This is a genomic window from Labilithrix sp. (assembly GCA_019637155.1).
Lineage (GTDB): Bacteria > Myxococcota_A > Polyangia > Polyangiales > Polyangiaceae > Labilithrix.
Genome location: JAHBWE010000001.1, coordinates 223636 through 241059, shown reverse-complemented (window position 1 = coordinate 241059; position 17424 = coordinate 223636). Strand labels below are relative to the sequence as shown.

Annotated in this window: 17 protein-coding genes; 3 read left to right on the top strand and 14 right to left on the bottom strand. The window is 69.7% G+C overall.

The window, feature by feature from the left end; all coding sequences use genetic code 11:
• Window positions 1-35: 35 nt before the first annotated feature.
• From KF837_01040 to KF837_01020, 5 genes are all read right to left on the bottom strand, one after another.
• Window positions 36-1217: an FAD-dependent monooxygenase gene (locus tag KF837_01040; GenBank protein ID MBX3225860.1), complete on the bottom strand. Its 1182-nt coding sequence runs from the start codon at window positions 1215-1217 to the stop codon at window positions 36-38.
• The gene (locus KF837_01035) at window positions 1214-1738 is read right to left on the bottom strand and encodes a hypothetical protein (protein MBX3225859.1); all 525 of its coding nucleotides are present in this window, start codon (window positions 1736-1738) and stop codon (window positions 1214-1216) included. Before KF837_01035 ends, KF837_01040 begins: the two co-directional genes overlap by 4 nt.
• Window positions 1739-1753: 15 nt before the next feature.
• A complete protein-coding gene (locus tag KF837_01030; GenBank protein ID MBX3225858.1) occupies window positions 1754-2875 on the bottom strand; it encodes a type III polyketide synthase in 1122 nt (373 codons plus the stop codon).
• A 102-nt stretch (window positions 2876-2977) separates the two neighbouring features.
• Window positions 2978-6544: a PAS domain-containing protein gene (locus KF837_01025; protein MBX3225857.1), complete on the bottom strand. Its 3567-nt coding sequence runs from the start codon at window positions 6542-6544 to the stop codon at window positions 2978-2980.
• Window positions 6545-6632: 88 nt separating this feature from the next.
• Complete coding sequence (locus KF837_01020; protein MBX3225856.1) at window positions 6633-7310, bottom strand: hypothetical protein; 678 nt, start codon at window positions 7308-7310, stop codon at window positions 6633-6635.
• A 164-nt stretch (window positions 7311-7474) separates the two neighbouring features.
• Between KF837_01020 and KF837_01015 the strand changes: the two genes are divergently transcribed.
• A complete protein-coding gene (locus tag KF837_01015) occupies window positions 7475-8053 on the top strand; it encodes a hypothetical protein (GenBank protein ID MBX3225855.1) in 579 nt (192 codons plus the stop codon).
• 66 nt (window positions 8054-8119) lie between these two features.
• Here KF837_01015 and KF837_01010 read toward each other — a convergent pair whose 3' ends face one another.
• On the bottom strand, window positions 8120-8818 hold the full coding sequence (locus KF837_01010; protein MBX3225854.1) for a DUF1275 domain-containing protein: 699 nt from the start codon (window positions 8816-8818) through the stop codon (window positions 8120-8122).
• A gap of 93 nt (window positions 8819-8911) precedes the next feature.
• On the opposite strand from KF837_01010, the gene KF837_01005 reads away from it, so the two are divergent.
• Window positions 8912-9508 carry a carbonic anhydrase gene (locus KF837_01005; protein MBX3225853.1) on the top strand — a complete coding sequence of 199 codons (597 nt, stop codon included), beginning with the start codon at window positions 8912-8914 and terminating at the stop codon, window positions 9506-9508.
• Window positions 9505-9801 (top strand): hypothetical protein, encoded by a 297-nt coding sequence (locus KF837_01000; protein ID MBX3225852.1) that lies wholly within the window; start codon window positions 9505-9507, stop codon window positions 9799-9801. Before KF837_01005 ends, KF837_01000 begins: the two co-directional genes overlap by 4 nt.
• 28 nt (window positions 9802-9829) lie before the next feature.
• On the opposite strand, the gene KF837_00995 is transcribed toward KF837_01000, so the two are convergent.
• Genes KF837_00995 through KF837_00960 form a run of 8 tightly spaced genes read right to left on the bottom strand, consistent with a single transcriptional unit; the run spans window position 9830 to window position 17422 of the window.
• Window positions 9830-10306 (bottom strand): cytochrome C oxidase subunit IV family protein, encoded by a 477-nt coding sequence (locus KF837_00995; GenBank protein MBX3225851.1) that lies wholly within the window; start codon window positions 10304-10306, stop codon window positions 9830-9832.
• A gap of 11 nt (window positions 10307-10317) precedes the next feature.
• Window positions 10318-11043 carry a cytochrome c oxidase subunit 3 family protein gene (locus tag KF837_00990; GenBank protein MBX3225850.1) on the bottom strand — a complete coding sequence of 242 codons (726 nt, stop codon included), beginning with the start codon at window positions 11041-11043 and terminating at the stop codon, window positions 10318-10320.
• A complete protein-coding gene (locus KF837_00985; GenBank protein ID MBX3225849.1) occupies window positions 11040-12791 on the bottom strand; it encodes a cbb3-type cytochrome c oxidase subunit I in 1752 nt (583 codons plus the stop codon). The genes KF837_00990 and KF837_00985 overlap by 4 nt, the downstream gene beginning before the upstream one ends.
• A gap of 5 nt (window positions 12792-12796) precedes the next feature.
• Window positions 12797-13768, bottom strand: a complete 972-nt coding sequence (coxB, locus tag KF837_00980; GenBank protein ID MBX3225848.1) for a cytochrome c oxidase subunit II — start codon at window positions 13766-13768, stop codon at window positions 12797-12799.
• A 9-nt stretch (window positions 13769-13777) separates the two neighbouring features.
• Window positions 13778-14614, bottom strand: coding sequence for an SCO family protein (locus tag KF837_00975; GenBank protein MBX3225847.1), 837 nt, complete (start codon window positions 14612-14614; stop codon window positions 13778-13780).
• A gap of 1 nt (window position 14615) precedes the next feature.
• The gene (locus tag KF837_00970) at window positions 14616-15167 is read right to left on the bottom strand and encodes a hypothetical protein (protein MBX3225846.1); all 552 of its coding nucleotides are present in this window, start codon (window positions 15165-15167) and stop codon (window positions 14616-14618) included.
• A 9-nt stretch (window positions 15168-15176) separates the two neighbouring features.
• A complete protein-coding gene (locus tag KF837_00965; protein ID MBX3225845.1) occupies window positions 15177-16562 on the bottom strand; it encodes a hypothetical protein in 1386 nt (461 codons plus the stop codon).
• Window positions 16559-17422 (bottom strand): cytochrome c, encoded by an 864-nt coding sequence (locus KF837_00960; protein MBX3225844.1) that lies wholly within the window; start codon window positions 17420-17422, stop codon window positions 16559-16561. Before KF837_00960 ends, KF837_00965 begins: the two co-directional genes overlap by 4 nt.
• Between the last annotated feature and the right edge of the window lie 2 nt (window positions 17423-17424).

Below are 17424 nucleotides of genomic sequence, written 5' to 3'. Positions count from 1 at the left end.
GCCCCGCGCGGATCACGATCGGTGTTTAGACGTGTTTAGACGTACGGCGCCTCGGGCAAGAGCGGACCCACCGGCGTCTCCCCGTCGGCGCGGAGATGCGCGAGGACCCCGAGCACGCGGTCGAACATGCTCGGCCACGCGCGCGCGGCGCGGATGAGCGGGCGATGCAGCGCGGGACGGCGGACCACGGCGAGGAGCGCGGACGTGAGCGTGAAGTAGCGATGCGTGATCGCGTCGTAGCGCGCGTCGTAGCTCGCGGGATCGTCGGCGCGTATCGCGTCGACCGCCGCCTCCGCCGTCGCGAGGCCGAGCGCGACGCCCTCGCCCGTGAGCGGATCGAGGTAGCCCGCCGCGTCGCCGACGAGGAGCACGTTGCCGGCGACGCGCCGCGAGACACGCTGCTCGAACGGACCCGCGCCGCGCACCGCCGACGCGGCCTCCGCCCCCGCGAGCCGCGCCGAGAGCGCGGGGAAGCGGCGCAAGAGCGCGTCGTAGCGCGCCCCGGCCCCGTGCTCGGGCGGGAGCTCGACGCCGCGCCCGGCTCCATGCTCGAGCGAGGGATCGGCGCCCCCGATCGCGCCGCCGAACAGGATCGCGACGCCGACGAGATCGTCCGCGACCGGCGTGACGTACGCCTCCGCGTCCGCCGCGAGGTGCACCTCGACGTGCATCGTCCACGGGCTCATCGCGTAGTGACGGCGAAGCCCGAACCGCGGCGCGTGTCGCGGCGGCGCCGAGAGCTTCAGCGCGCGACGGATCGGAGAGCGCAGGCCGTCCGCCGCGATCAGCCAGCGCGCCCGCGTCCCGTCCGCGAGCGTGACCTCGTCCCCCTCCTGCGTGAAGCCCGCGACGCGCCCCTCGCGGAAACGCACGCCCGCCATCGCCGCGCGATCGAGGAGCGCGCCCGAGAGCGCCGTGCGCCGCACGCCGAGGCCGCTCCCGATCGGGAAGTTCCCGAACGCCTCGCACGCCGGATCGGCGGCGAGCGCGTAGCGAATGCCGACGAATGGCCGCCCCTCCGGGCGCACGCCCAGGCGCCGGAGCGCGTCGACGCCGCCCGGCATGATCCCTTCGCCACACGCCTTGTCGATCGACGCGGGGCCGTGCGGATCGACGACGAGCACGCGGAGGCCGGCGTGCGCGGCGTGGATCGCGGCGGCGAGCCCCGCCGGTCCGCCGCCGGCGACGACGACGTCGAAGTCGAAGTCGTCGCTCACGCCGCCCTCATCGTCGCGAGGGCGGCGTTCTCGGCGCGGACGCGCACGGTGAGGAGCCACGCGTTGAGGAGCGTGAAGACCGCGGCGGTGACCCACGCCATGTGCACGAGCGGCAGCGCGATCCCCTCGAGCACGACCGCGACGTAGTTCGGATGCGCGAAGAAGCGATACGGCCCGCCGCCGATGCGCCGCGCGCCGGGGAGCACGATCACGCGCGTGTTCCAGTGCACGCCGAGGGTCGCGATCGCCCACCAGCGGATCCCCTGCGCCGCGAGCGCGAGCACGAGCATCGGGACGCCGAGCGCAGGGACGAACGGCCGCGCGAAGAGCCATGGCTCGAGGACGCAGCCCGCGAGGAACGCGGTGTGGAGCGCGACCATGAACGGGTAGTGCCCCTGACCGCGCTCGACGCCGCCGCGCGCGAGGATCGCTTCGGCGTGGCGCTTCGAGAGCACCAGCTCGACGAGGCGTTCGCCGACGACGGCGACGAGCAGTCCTTCGTAGACGGCGAGGGACGTCATCGGATCACCAGGCCCTCACCAGGCCAAGAGGAGCATCTCCGCGCAGAAGCCGGGGCCCATCGCCATCATCACGCCGAGGTCGCCCGGCATCGCGCGCTCCTGCGTCTCGCCGAGGACGTGGAGGACGGACGCGCTCGAGAGGTTGCCGACCGTCGCGAGCGAGCGCCGCGTGACGTCGAGCGCGTCGCGCGGGAGGCCGAGCGACTCCTCGATCGCCGCGATCACCTTCGGCCCGCCGGGATGACAGACCCAATGTTTCACGTCGCCGCGGGTCAATCCATGCGCCGCGAGGAAGGCATCGACCTCGCGCGGGACGTGCTCGCGGACGATCGCGGGGACGTCGGCGGAGAGCACCACCTTGAACCCCGTCGCCCCGACGTCCCAGCCCATGACCCGCTCGGTGTCGGGGAAGAACGCGCTCCTCGTGTCGACGACGCGCGGGCGCACGCGGCCGCGGAGCGAGCGGAGGCCGTGCGACGAGCGCGGCGCGTGCTCCGCGCCGGTCAGCACCACCGCCGCCGCGCCGTCGGCGAAGAGGCCCGAGGCGATGATGTTCGCGACCGAGAAGTCACGCTGGAACGTGAGCGTGCACAGCTCCACCGCGAGGAGGACCGCGACGTGATCGGGGTGCCCGCGGAGGTAGTCGCTCGCGCGCGCGACGCCGGCGGCGCCGCCGAGGCAGCCGAGCCCGAACATCGGCGTGCGGCGGACGTCGCGCCGGAGCCCGAGCCGGTTCACGAGCCGCGCGTCGATCGAAGGCGCGGCGACGCCGGTGACGGTCGTGAAGAAGATCGCGTCGACCTCGTCGAGCTCGAGCCCGCTCCGCGCGACCGCGCGAAGGACGGCCTTCGCGCCGAGGTCGGTGCCCACGCGAATGAAGGCGTCGTTCGCCTCCCCGAAATCCGAGAGGTTCGCGTGCTCTTCGAGCGACAGCGCGAGGTGCCGCTCCTCCACCGCGACGGAGTCGAAGAGCTTCTCCGCGACGGCGTGGAGCCGCGGCTGATCGGCCCAGCGCCGCTCGAGCACCTGGACGAGCTCCCGCTGCGAGTAGCGGTGCTCTGGAAGGACGACGTCGACGTGACCGATCCGCGGGGCGCGCGCATCTGCGGTGAGCTGACGCGGGCGCGGGTGCTGCATGACGGGAGACTGCATTCGCGATGCTCCGGGCGCAAGCCGCATACCGCGGGCGTGATCCGCGGAATGACGGGCCTCGCCGCCGCCCTTCGGCCCCACCGCCCATCACCTTGAGGCGAAAGCGCGGCGCCGCCCGAGGAGCCGGACGAGCTTCTCGGGATCGACCGGCTTCACGATGTGCTCGTCGAACCCGCTCTCCAGCGCGCGCTCCCGATCGACCGCGCGGCCGTACCCGGTGAGCGCGACGAGGAAGATGCCGGTGAGCTCCGGCCGCGCGCGCACGCGCCGCGCGATCTCGAAGCCGTCCATCCCCGGCAGACCGACGTCGACGATCGCGGCGGCGGGCCGGCTCGCGACGATGAGGTCGAGGCCGCTCGGTCCGTCGTTCGCGGAGCGGCAGTCGAGGCCGGCCTGCGCCAAGAGCTCGCACATCATCTCGCACGCGTCGGGGCTGTCTTCGACGACGATGACGAGCGCGCCGTCTTCGAGGCGCCGCCCCCGCTCACGCGCGCCCTGCGACTCGGAGTGCGCCGGGGCCGACGCGAGCGGCAGGCGCACCGTCATCGTGGTCCCCTTCCCTTCGCCTTCGCTCGCGGCCGTCACGTCGCCGCCGTGCATCGTCACGAGCGCGCGCACGAGCGTGAGCCCGAGCCCGAGCCCGCCCTCCGAGCGATCGAGCGTGCGCTTCGACTGGACGAAGAGGTCGAAGACGTTCGGCAGCATGTCGGCGGAGATCCCGGCGCCGTCGTCGACGACGCGCACGATCGCGCGTCGCTCCTCGACGCCGAGCGAGAGCCGCACGTGCCCGCCGCGCGGGGTGTACTTCGCCGCGTTGTTGAGGAGGTTGACCTGGATCTGCTGGAGGCGCGTCGCGTCGCCGTCGACCCAGACCGGCTCGGACGGGAGCTCGGCGACGAGCGCGATGCCGCGCGCGTCCATGACCGATCGCACGACGTCGACCGCCTCGCGCGCGACGGTGCGGAGGTCGAGGACGCGCCGCTTCAGCTCGATCTTGTTCTGCGTGACGCGGCTCGCCTCGAGCAGGTCGTCGAGGAGGCGCGCCATCTGCGCCGACTGCCGCTTGAGGATCGAGAGGAACTTCCCGCCGCTCTCGCGCACGTCCTCGTTCTCGTCGAGGAGCGTCGTCGCGGTGACGATCGCGCCGAGCGGGTTGCGCAGCTCGTGCGAGAGCATCGCGAGGAACTGATCGCGGCGGTTCACCGCCTCGCGGAGCGCGTTCTCGGCCGCCTTCAGCGAGCGGACGTCGATGAGGGTGACGACCGCGCCGTCGACGGTGCCCTTCGCGCGGTAGGGGAGGATGCGGAGGAGGAAGGCGTGCTGCGCGCGGTCGTGGATCTCGCGCTCGACCGGCTCCCCGGTCTCGACGACGCGGGCGAGGTCGGTCGCGAGGTCGGGGTGCTCGATGTTGCTCGCGAAGGTCGTGATCGAGCGGCCGACGTCCTGCGGGAGGAGGTTGAACGCGTCCGCGACGCGCGGGGTGAAGCGGCGGATGCGGAGCTTGCGATCGAGGAAGATCGTGCCGATGTCCGTGCTCGACAGGAGGTTGTCCATGTCGTTCGTGAGCTCGGTCAGCTCGGTGATCTTGCGCTGGTACTCGGCGTTGACGGTGTAGAGCTCCTCGTTGACGCTCTGGAGCTCCTCGTTCGTGCTCTGGAGCTCCTCGTTCGACGCGAGGAGCTCCTCGTTCGCGGCCTGGAGCTCCTCGTTGCTCGTCTCGAGCTCCTCGATCGCGGCCTGCAGGTTCTCCTTCGTGACGCTGAGCTCGTTCTCGAGCTGACCGATCTGGTCGCTCGAGATCTGCTTCACGTCGATCTCGGTCTCCGCGCGCGGCGTCACGGTGCGGACGTCCTCGGGCTCCGGCTCGAAGGAGACGAGCACGTGCGCCGCGCCCGCGGCGGAGCGCACCTTGCGCACGGTGATCTTGTGCTCGCGGACGTTACGGAAGACGAGCGCGTCGTCCGACCGCAGCGCGCGCTGGATGCCGCCGCCGACGATGACCTTCAGCTCGTCGTCGAGGACGTCGCGCACGTCGAGGCCCGGCCGTCCGTCGCGGAGGACGAGGAACTTGCTCGCGCCGCCGAACACGTGGACGAGCTCGCCGCGCTCGCTCACGAGGAGGCTCGGCGGCATCAGCTCCTCGAGCAGCGTGTCGTAGGTGGCGAGCAACGCGGCGGGGACCAGGCGGCCGGTGGGCGGGCTCGTCTGCGCGAGCGTGATCGGCCGCGCGGGGCGGACGCGCGTCTCCACCGGTATGCGAACGTCGCTGAACTTCCGGTAGAAGTGCCAGTGACGATCGAGCGTCTCGAAGTCGGCGGAGGAGGTGCCGAGCGTCTCGCTCGGACCGAGGAAGAGCACGCCGCCGCGGTTGAGCGCGAAGTGGAAGAGGGAGAGCACCTTCTGCTGCGCGGGCGGCTGGAGATAGATGAGGAGGTTGCGGCAGGTGACGAGGTCGACGCGCGTGAACGGCGCGTCGCGGATCACGTCGTGCGGCGCGAACACGATGAGCTGCCGCAGATCGGGCACGATCTGGTAGGCCTTGCCGTGGCGCCAGAAGTAGCGCTCGAGGCGCTCGGGCGAGACGTTCGCGATCGCCTCCTCGTTGTAGATGCCGCGCGCGGCGATCTCGAGCGAGCCGCGATGCACGTCGGTGGCGAAGAGCTTCACCTGGAGGCCGTCGCTCCGGCTCGCGAGCTCGTGGAGCAGGATCGCGACGCTGTACGCCTCTTCGCCCGTCGCGCAGCCGGCGACCCAGACGCGGAGCGGGTCGCCCTTCTTCTTCGACTTCGCGAGCTCGGGCAGGATCTTCTGCTCCAGCATCGTGAACGCCTCTTCGTTGCGGAAGAAGCGCGTCACGCCGATGAGGAGGTCGCGGTAGAGGACGTCGAGCTCGCCGCGCTCGGCGCGGAGCCGGTCGATGTACGCGTCGAGATCGGCGGCGCGCGCGAGCTTGAGGCGGCGCTCGATCCGGCGCGTGACGGTGCTCGGTTTGTAGTGCGTGAAGTCGATGCCGAACTCGTGCTGGAGCATCTGGTACACGCCGTCGAAGCCGGTCGGCTCCGCCGGGGACTGCGAGGTGCCGCCCGAGCGGGCGTGCTCGGCGATGACCTGCGGCATCTCGTCGGGCCGCAGGATCCAGTGCGCGACGCCGGCGTCACGCGCGGTCTTCGGCATGCCGTTGAACTGCGCGCTCTCGGTGTCCTGCACGACGACGAGGCCGCCGGCGTCGTGCACGGCGCGGATGCCGCGCGAGCCGTCGCTGCCGCCGCCGGAGAGGACGATCGCGATCGCGCGCGGTCCGCAGTCCTGCGCGAGCGAACGGAAGAACACGTCGATCGGGAGCGTCAGCTCTTGCAACCGATCGCGCTCGCTCAGGTGAAGCTTCCCGCCGGAGATGATCATCTCCTTCTTGGGCGGAATGAGATAGACGTGGCCGGCCTCGACCGGCATCGCCTCCTCGACGAGGTGCACCGGCAGGTCGGTGTGACGGCGCAACAGCTCGTCCATCACGCTCTTGAAGTCGGGCGAGAGGTGCTGGACGACGACGAACGCCATCCGCGTCTCGCTCTCGACGTGATCGAAGAACCGCTCGAGCGCCTCGAGCCCTCCGGCGGAAGCTCCGATTCCAACGACGTGGCTCGGGGTCTGTGCCATGGGGAGGCTGCGACCTCGAGCAGCTTCCATGCCGCCGTTACGTCGCAGACTTAGCCCGACTTGGCCGCATCTTGCGTGGCGACTTGCCTCACGCCGCGAGGGCCGTCACACCTTGCGCCTCGACGTCGGCGTTCTCGATCGCGAGGCGGCGCCGGACCTCGGCCATCGGGAGGTGCCACAGCTCGTCCCAGTGGACGCCGAAGAACGACTGCGCCTCCGTGCCCATGCGCCATCCACGCGCGACGGACTCCATCAGCTTCGGGCCCATCTCCACCTCGTAGAGCGCGACGCGGAGGAACCCGACCGCGAGGAGGAGCGAGGGGAGCGGGCCGCCGATCTGGGCGAGGTAGAACGCCTGGAGCCCGATCTCGCCGAAGACGTCGGTGCGGAAGCCGGTCACGGCGTGCCAGATGTCGTGCGTGTCGTAGAGGTGCGCGCGGAAGAAGGAGCCGCGATCGGTCACCTCGAGATCGGGGAGCGCGGCGGGGTCGAGGTCCTCTGCGATCATGTGCTCCGCGAACACGCGGCCGAGCGTGCCCTCCGGCAGGCGCCGCAGCGCGGGGAGATCGATCCGGAAGCGATGCCGCTCGTCCATCGCCGCCGCCTTCGCCGGATCCTTCGCGAGGCGCTCCACCATCTCGGCGAGCCGCGCCGGCTCCGCGAGCGCGTCCGCCATCTCGAAGACCTGCCCGAGCTTGTTGGGATCGCGAACGAGCTGGGCGAGGCTGTAGATGGCCTTGGCGGCGCGGAGCGGCTTGATCTTCATGTCCCTCAATATGTGAGCGAATGCTCGCTTTTTCTACTCGCAATCTCGAGCGCGACCACGGCGCGATTTCGTCGTAGTTTCGGGTCATTGATGCCTGTCGGCGTCCGAACATGAGCGATCGCTCACATTACGAATGGTCCGCATCGAGGCGGCGTTCTCGAGGCATGGCTTGGCTGCGGACGGTGGAGATCGGGAGCGTGGTCCTCGGGGTGCTCGTCGTCGGCGCGACGGGTTACGCGTGGGGACGCAACGCGCCTGCGCCGGTCGTGCAGGTCGTCGCGCCGCCGCCGATCTCGCTCGAGCATGACTGCAGCACGCCCGGTGTGCGCGTCACGCTCGACGGCGAGGACGCGTTCGCGCCGGCGGTGTCGACGAACGCCGCCGCGAGCCGCAAGTACCGGCGCGGCGGCGAGCGCATGCCGTGGCTCACCGTCCACGACGGCCCGCTCGACGTCCACGCGACCGGCGGCTTCATGACGTCCGACGTCGGCGCGACGCACCTCACGATCTTCACCCTCCGCGTGAAGGGAGAGGACCGCGGCTACACGCTCGCGAGAGACGGCCGCTCCGTCCTCGTCGTCTCGAGCGTCGACGACGCGTTCGTGCGCGGCCACTTCGAAGCGGACGTCAGCAAGGTCGACGACACGACCCGCACCCCCGCCTTCGGCACCCCGGTCGTCCGCGTCCGCGGCACCTTCTGCCTCCCGGCAAAGTACGCCGACCCACGCGACACCGCGCCTTGACCGCGGCTCGCCACGCACGGCACGGCTCGCCACGCTCGGCGCGGCTCGCCACGCCGGCGCGGCTCGTCACGCTCGGCGGGTGGAGAAGCGGAGGTGGGGCGCGCGGCCGAGCGCGCGCAGGTCCACGAAGCTGAGCGCGTTCGCGAGCGCGATCGCGGCGGCGGGCACGAGGAGCGCGGCGTACGACCATGCCCGCGCGCACGGCACCGCGAGCGCCGCTCCGCTCACGAACGCCACGAGCTTCGCGGCGCGCAGGAGCGCGTGGCGCCGCGCGTGCGCGTGACGCTCGGTCGGACCGAAGAGGAGCTCCGCGAGGCTCAGACCGAGGTCCGTCGCCGGTCCGGTGAGGTGCGTCGTGCGGACGACCATCCCCGTGCTCGTCGCGACCGCGCCGTTCTGGAGGCCCATCGCGAACGCGAGGACGATCAGGAACGCGAAGTCCGCCGGCGAGTCCGCGCCTCCGCCGAACGGTCCGAACGCCCCGCGCGTCCCCGCGACGCCGGCGCCGCCGACGAGGGCCGCCGTCACGAACAGCGGCAGCGCGTAGAGCGGACGTTTGCCCGCGTGCCCGCGCACGTCGATGACGTACGACGCCGACATCGCGCCGAGGACGAAGGAGCCGATCACGAACGCGACGTCCAAGCCGAGCCAGAAGCTCGCGACGCTCATTCCGAGCTGGGTGGCCGTGCCGGTGACGTGGCTGACGAAGCGCTCCGTCGCGAGGAACGCGAGCGCGTTCACCATCCCGGCTGCGGCGGTCAGCATGCGGCCGGACCTAAGTCGCGCGCCGCTTTCGTCAAGCCGGCCCCTTGACACGTCTCGCTCCGGGATCCATCCGTCACCTTCGCGAGGTGAATCATGCAGAAGCTCGTCCAAGGCAACCAGGCCTTCCGGCGCGACGTCTTCCGCACGAACGCAGCGCTCTTCGAACGGCTCGCGCGCGGGCAGAAGCCGGAGACGCTGTTCATCACGTGCGCAGACTCACGCGTCGATCCGAACCTCATCACGCAGAGCCGCCCCGGCGACCTGTTCACGCTCCGGAACGCGGGGAACATCGTCCCGCCGCACGGCCCACCCTCGAGCGAAGCGGCGACGGTGGAGTTTGCGGTGCTCGGCCTCGGCGTCCGCGACGTGATCGTCTGCGGCCACTCCGACTGCGGCGCGATGCGAGCGCTGCTCGATCCCCGCGCCGCCGCCGACGTGCCCGCGCTGCGCGCCTGGCTCGCGCACGCGCGCCCCGCGATCGACGCACCGGACGTCGAGGCGGCCGCGAGAGCCAACGTCGTCGCGCAGCTCGCGAACCTCCGCGCCCACCCCTCCGTCGCGGCCGCCGAGGCGCGCGGCGAGCTGCGTCTGCACGGATGGTTCTACCGCATCGGCACCGGCGAGGTGCTCGCGTACGACGCGCGGCGCCGCTCGTTCGAGCCGCTGCCCGAGCTCCACGAGGCGGCATGAACGCGAAGCGCTCGATGCCGGCGGCCCCGCTCGCCACCTCCTCCGACGACACGTGGACCACGCACGCGGAGGAGTGCCTCTACGTGCTCGCGCACGACCTGCGCCGCATCCCGCTCCAGCCGGACACGAAGCGGCTCCACCTCCACGCCCTCGAGCTGAAACGCGAGGTCGCGGGGTGGCGCCGCGAGGGTCCGCCCGACATGCCGTCGCGACTCCAGCTCCTCGCGGAGGTGGAGTCGCTCGCGCGCGCCGCGCGCCGCTACCTCCAGCCGGCGCGCGAGCTCGTCCCGTGATTCGAGCTCGTCCCGTTCGTGAGTCAGGTCAGTGGTGGTCGCCGCCGGCGGGGGCGGCGCCGCTCGGAGCCGGGGCCGCCCCGTGCTCGTCGGCGTGGCCGCTCGCGGGCGTGTTCGGGACGAAGCCGCCGGGGGCCTCTTCGCCCGTCTTCTGCAGGATCTTCACGTTCTGATCCGCGTCGAGCTCGCCGCGTCTCTCGGTGTCGTTCATCGTGTAGGCGAAGAAGATGCCGATGAAGAAGATGCAGGAGATGAAGATGAGCGCGTTGAACTTGTTGTCGTAGCGCAGGTGCATGAAGAACGAGACGACGAGGCTCGCCTTCGTCGTCGCGATCAGGATGACCACGATCAAGTTCGCGCGGCCGAGGTCGACGTACGACTGGCCCACGGTGAGGATCGTCAGCCCGATCAGGGCCGCGAAGATCATCATGTAGAAGCCGGCCGAGGAGATGTGCGCGTGGACGGCGCCGTCTTCCTTGGGTGCGTGGGTCGCTTCGTGTGCCATCGGAAGGTGTCCTAGACGAGGTAGAGGAGCGGGAAGAGGTAGATCCACACGAGGTCGACGAGGTGCCAGTAGAGCGCCGCGATGTCGACCGGCGTGAAGAACTCCTTCGAGAAGTCGCCACGCTGGTTGCGGAGGTAGATCCAGATCAGGACGCCGATGCCGACGATGACGTGCACGCCGTGCACGCCCGTCATCATGAAGTAGATCCCGAAGAACGTGCCCGTGTTCGCGGGCAGCGGCGCCGACCCCGCGACGAGGTGGTCCATGTGCGGGTGGAAGTAGCGGCTCGGGAGGAGGCCCGCCTCGAACTTGTGTTGGTACTCGAAGTACTTGATCACCAAGAAGCCGAAGGCGCACAGGATCGTGACGAGGAGGTAGCGCCCCGTCTCCTTCTGCTTGCCGAGCTGCGAGGAGCGCACCGCCATCGCGGCGGTGAACGACGAGAACAGGAGCACGATCGTGTTCGTGCCGCCCATGATCTTGTCGAGCTGGTGGCTCGCCGCCTTGAACATCTCCGGGTACCAGGACCGGTAGACGCCGTAGGCGACGAAGAGACCGCTGAAGAAGAGGAGCTCCTGCGCGAGGAACACCCACATCCCGAGCTTCGCCGCGTCGAACTGCTGCGCCGGCGTGTCGAAGTGGTGAGCGAGCCACTTCGGGCCGTGATGCCCGTGGCCGTCGCCGTGGCCGTCGCCGTGATCGCCCGCGTGTGCGCCGGCGGTCGCTTCGCTGCTCATTCCTTCTCTCCTTCCGCCGCCGCCGCCGGCTTCGCCGCGGGCTTGCCGCCGCGAATGCCGGGGAAGAGGGGATCGTCGAAGCCCTCGTAGAGCTCGTCTTCGGTCGCGAGCTGGTAGTCGTACTGGCCGCGCGTGAGGACGGGGTCCTTCACGAAGTTGAAGGTCGGCGGCGGCGTCGGGGTCTGGAACTCGAGCGCGGCCGAGCCCCACGGGTTGCGCGGCGCGGGCTTGCCGCTCATCAGGCTCTTCACGAGGACGTAGAGGATGATGACGAAGCCGAAGCCGAGGACCCACGAGCCCACGGTCGAGATCTGGTGGAAGATCTCGTACTCGGGGAGGTAGTCATAGTAGCGCCGCGGCATGCCGCGCGAGCCCATGATGAACTGGGCGATGAAGGTGATGTTGAAGCCGACGAAGACGAAGAACCACCCCGCCTTCGCGGGCGCCTCGTCGTACATCTTGCCGGTGAACTTCGGCCACCAGTAGTGGAGGCCGCCGACGAAGCCCATGACCGTGCCGCCGACCATGACGTAGTGGAAGTGCGCCACGACGAAGTACGTGTCGTGGAGGTGCACGTCGACCGCGAGCATGCCGAGGAAGAGGCCGGTCAGGCCGCCGATCGTGAAGAGGAAGATGAAGGAGAGCGCCCAGAGCATCGGGCTCTGGAGCGAGATGCTCCCCTTGTAGAGGGTCGCGACCCAGTTGAAGACCTTCACGCCGGAGGGGATCGCGACGAGGAAGGTCAGCGCCGAGAACACCATCGTCGCGTACTCGGACATGCCGGCGACGAAGAGGTGGTGGCCCCACACGAGGAAGCCGAGGAGCGCGAGGCCGAGCGACGAGGCCGCGATCGCCATGTACCCGACCGGCTCGCGGCGGGAGAACGTCGCGATGATGTCGCTGACGACGCCCATGCCCGGGACGATCATGATGTAGACGGCGGGGTGCGAGTAGAACCAGAAGAAGTGCTGGAAGAGCACCGGGTCGCCGCCGAGGCGCGGGTCGAAGATGCCGAGGCCGAGGAAGCGCTCCATCGTGAGGAGGAGGAGCGTGATCGCGAGGACCGGCGTCGCGAGGACCTGGATGATCGACGTCGAGTAGAGCGCCCACGTGAAGAGCGTCAGGCGCCGCCAGGTGAGGCCGGGCGCGCGCATCTTGTGGACCGTGGCGATGAAGTTGACGCCGGTGAGGATCGAGCTGAACCCCATGATGAACGCGGCGAGCGTCATCGGGATGACCGACGTGCTCGAGCCGACGCCGCCGAGGGCGGGGTCCGACGACGAGTAGGGCGTGTAGAACGTCCAGCCCGTGTCGACGCCGCCGTTGATCATCGAGTAGAGGCCGAAGCAGGCGCCGAACCAGTAGATGTAGAGCGAGAGGAGGTTCAGCCTCGGGAAGGCGACGTCCTTCGCGCCGAGCTGGATCGGCAGGATGATGTTCCCCATCGCCGCCGGGATGCTCGGGATGATGAAGAGGAACACCATCACCACGCCGTGGAGCGAGAACATCTTGTTGTAAGTGTCCGCGTCCATCAGCGTCTTGCCCTGCGTGAGCAGCTCCGCGCGCACGAGGAGCGCGAAGATGCCGCCGAGGGCGAAGGCGATCATGACGCTGATGAGGTACATGATGCCGATCCGCTTGTGATCGAGCGTCACGAGCCAGCTCATCAGCCCCTTCTTCTCGAGGAAGGAGGCGTTCGGATCTTCAGCGTCGTGGTGAGCGCCGGGAGTCGTGGTGATCGCTGCCATGGTGGTTACTTCAGGCTCTTGATGTAGGCGATGATGGCGTCGAGCTGATCGTCCTTGAAGACGAACGGCGGCATCTGCACGGTCTGGTATCCGGCGACGATCTTCGCGTTGGGGCGGAGGATCGACTCGCGGATGTAGTTCTCGTCGGCGGTGACGGGGCCGGCGGTGGTGTTCTCCTGATGACCGAAGAGACCGACCAGCTTCGGACCGGGCGACTTCGAGCCCGCGATGTCGCCGGTGCCGCCCGCGCCGTGGCAGGTCGGGCAGCCGTTCTTCACGAAGAGCGTCTCGCCCCACTTCTCGGGCTTGCACTCCTCGGGCGTGCCGGTGCACTTGCCGAGCGTCTTCTCCCACTCCTTGTACTGCTCGGGCGGGAGGATCTTCACCGTCGCGAGCATGCCGGAGTGGGAGGTGCCGCAGTACTCGGCGCAGAAGACGTGCGCGTCGCCGGCGACGGTGGGGGTGAACTGGATGAAGGAGTACTGCCCCGGCACCGCGTCGCGCTTCATGCGGAACTCGGGGATGTAGAAGGAGTGAAGGACGTCCTCCGACGAGATGATCATCTTGTACGGACGGTTCAGCTCCAGCGTGAGCTCGGCCGGGGCGCGGTCGCCGCTCGGGTACTCGAACTCCCAGGACCACTTCTTCGCGCGGACCCGGATCTCGGTCGCGCCCTCCGCCGCGGTGGCGTTGCGGATGTAGCCGGTGAAGCCGGCGTGGAAGAGGAAGAAGATGAAGATCGTCGGCGTGATCGTCCAGAACAGCTCGAGCTTCATGAAGTGGCCGGTCGGCTCCGGCCGCACGCCCTTCCGGCGCTTGTACTTCATGACGAAGTAGATCATCGCCGCGTTGACCGCGACGAAGAACACGACCGAGAACCAGAAGATGAAGTCGTACGCCTTGTCGATCGGCGGCGCGGTGTCGGCCATCGACGGCGGGAGCTGAAAGTTGTCGCTCGGGACGGGTTGAAGAAACACGAGTGCCTCCTAGACGGCCTCAGCTAATTTGGTCGTTTCCGACTTCTTGTTCTTCCGGAGCTCGCGGACCCAGAACGTCGCGAGGACGATCCCGAGGACGAGCGCGACGGCGCTGGCTCCGACCTGCATCACGCGGCGCGCGACGAGGACGTATTTCCCGCCCTGCGGGTCGTAGTGGTAGCAGTAGAGGATCAGCTGCTCGACGGTGGAGATGCTGCGACCCTCGGAGGCCTCGAAGAGCCCGAGCCTCAGGTCGTTCGACGGGAACTCGAGGCCGTAGAGGTAGCGCGCGAGCTGTCCGTTCGGCTTCACGACGAAGACGACGGAGGGGTGCCCCCACTGCTTCTGCGCCGCGTCGTACTGGTACTCGAAGCCGGCCGCGTTCGTGACCGCTTCGATCGCGGCCTTGTCGCCGACGAGGAAGTGCCAGCCCTCCGTGACGCCGCGGCCGTAGTCGTTCAGGATCGACGTCCGCTTCGCGGCGGTGCGCTCGAGCGACTCGTTGGGGTCGATCGAGATCGTGACGACCTGGTACTGGTCGCCCACCGTCCAGGGCACGCCCTTCAGGCCCGCGGCGAGGTTCGTCGTGATCATCCCGCAGACGACGGGGCACGTGTGGTACGCGAACTGGAGCACGACCGGACGCTTGCCGTCGAAGACGGAGCGGAGCGTGACGGGCTTGCCGGTGTGATCGCGGAAGGCGGTGTCGAGCGGGAGCGGCTCGTCCAGGTGCTCCGTCACGCCGACGTGCTGGAGCTCCTTCGGCGTGTGCGCGATCTGCGCGTGCGCGGGCATGACGCCGAAGAGCGTCACGATCACGCACGCGAGCCACGCGAGCTTCTTCATCTCAGTGGTTCCCGCCGTCGAGAGGACGGTGGCGACGCGCGCCGCCGTCGCGGCCGTGCGCGCCGGCGTCGGACGGGGCGCCCGCGTCTTCCGGCGCAGCGACGAGCGCGCCGCCGTCGGTCGCGAGGTCCACGCCGCCGTCGGCGGTCGCGAGGTCCACGCCGCCGCCGTCGGCCGCGAGGTCAACGCCGCCGTCGGCGACGGCCGGCTCCGCGTGCGGATGCGGGACCGGCGCCGGCTTCGGCATCTTGCTCCAGCCCGTCATCGGGCCGAGGTCCTCCGACGGCGCCGGCGTGATCGACTCGGGGCGGGCGCCCTTCGCGATCTGCGCCATCGCCTGGTCGATCGGGAGGCCGCTCTTGAAGGCGGCCTCCTCGGCCTTGAGCTGCTCGTCCTTGTCCTTCGTCGGCGCGATCTTCTCGTGCCGCGCCTCGTCGGACATGTACGCGTAGTAGCTCTGCGTCGCGAAGCTGATGCCGATGAGCGTGATCACGGTGATGGCCGCGATCGTCACGATCAGCTTGAGTCTCGGCGGTGTGTTGTCGATCGCCATGGCTCTCTCTCAGGCGTTCTGGAACTCGAGGGCGCGCTGGAGGCGCGGGTCGCCGACGGGGACCATCGAGTGCTGCGTCATGCGGTTGAAGACGAAGGCGCCCCAGACGCCGGCGACGGCGAGGAGACAAGCTGCGTCGAGCCAGTGGAACGAGAAGCCGTCCTTACCGAGGAGGTAGTTCGGCATCACGTACCAGTACATGTCGACCACGTGCATCACGAGGATGATCGCGGAGCCGATGCGGAGGCGATCGGTGTTGCGCTTGAAGTTCCTCGAGATCGTCCAGAAGAACGGGATGACGAAGTGCACGCCGAGGATGGCGAGCGACACGTTCTTCCAGGGCTCGTAGTCCCAGCGGTTGTGGAAGAAGGTCGTCTCCTCCGGGAGCGCCGCGTACCAGATCAGCATGAACTGCGAGAACTGGACGTAGGCCCAGAAGACGAGGAAGCCGAACTGGAGCTTCCCGAGGTCGTGGTAGTGCTCGATCGTGACCGCGCCCTTGAGCGGGCCCGCGCTGCGGAGCGCGAGGGTCACGAGGATGAGCACGGCGTAGCTCGAGACCACGCCGCACGCGAAGATGATGACGCCGAAGATGGTCGAGAACCAGGTCGGCTCGAGCGACATGATCCAGTCGAAGGCGGCGAACGTCAGCGTGATGCCGTAGAGGAACGTGCCCGCCGGCGCGAGCGCCTGCGCCTTCAGCGTGAGCTTCGGGTCCTTCGACTTGTCCTGGTCCTGCGACAGCTTGAAGAGGCGCGTCGCGAGGAAGATCCAGACCGCGAAGTAGACGAAGACGCGGATGTAGAAGAACTGCGGGTTGAGGTAGGGCTCCTTCGACTTCAGGATCTCCTTCTCGATGACCTCGTGCGGATCGCCCGCCGGCCCGTGCGCGCCGTGCGCGTCGTGCGCGTCGGCGGGCTTCGCGGCGTGGCCCTCCGCGACCGGCGGCGGCGCGGCGTGCTCCTGCGCGTGCGCAGGTTTCACGAGCTCGATGCTGCCGTGGTGCGCGGGCGCCGCGTTCTCGGCGCCGTGGTGCTCGCCGCCGAACCACGGGAAGAGGTGGTTCGTCGTGAGGAGCACCGGGACGAAGAGGACCGCGAGCGGGATGACGCCGAGGCTGAAGTACTCCGCCGTGCGGCGGACGGTGACGCTCCACCCCGCCGACGTGAGGCGCTGGACGAGCACGAAGAAGAGCGCGCCCAGCGTGATCGTCAGCACGGTGATGAAGGCGAAGAGCCACGAGAACGCGAAGCGGCGCTGGTCCATCGTGTACCCGGCGCCCGCGCCGGCGAGGCCGAGCACGCCGATGCCGGCGAACACCTTCCAGGCGCCCTCCCAGGAGGAGCCCTTCAGCGTCCAGTTCTGCTGATCGTCTTTCGCTTTGGCGGCGCTCACGGGTTGTTCTCCTGACCGCTTCCAGCCGGAGGCGGGGCGGGGACGACCGGGATCGAGGTCGCCGGTCGCGTGGTGTTCGTGGCGCCCGTCGGCTTCGGCGGAGCGCCTGGCGTTGCAGCCGCATCTTGATGAGCCGCGCCGCCCGCGTCGGGCGCGGCGGCGGGCGCGGTGTCGGAGCCGGCGGGAGCCGGCGGCACTTCGACCGAGCCGCCGGGCGGAGGCTGGGCCGTCGCGCCGGGGATCGTGGTCGGAGCGGCGGCCGGGGCCGCCATCTTCGGACCCGCGACCTGGAGCGCGCGGACGTAGGCGACGATCGCCCAGCGGTCGTCGACCGCGATCTGCATCGCGTACGGCGGCATGTTGCTCTTGCCGTTCGTGATCGTCGCGTAGATCTGGCCGTCCGGCGCGTGGCGGAGGCGGTCCTGGTGGAAGGTCGGCGGCACGAACGCGGCGGCGCCTCCCGCGACCGCGCGGCGCTTCACGAGGCCCTCGCCGGAGCCGGTGTTGTCGTGGCAGGGCGTGCAGTAGATGCCGTAGCGCTCCTTGCCGCGCTCCACCATCGTCTGCATGCCGCCGCTGCGCTGCACGACCGCCTGCGGGATCGTGAGGACGTAGCCGGTCTCGTCTTCGAGACGGCCGTTCGCGATCTCGGGGTTCACTTCCTGGTCGTGCGCGACGACGCCGTCCGGCAGCGGGCGCATCGTGCGGTGGTCGTCGAAGAACGTCGACTCCTCCTGCACGTTGTACCGCGGCTGGTCGTACATGTTGCGGATGCCGGTGATCGGCTCGTCGCGCGAGGTCTGCCCGCGGCACGCCGCGAGGCACGACAGCGAGACCGCCGTGATGAGGAGCATTTTCATGG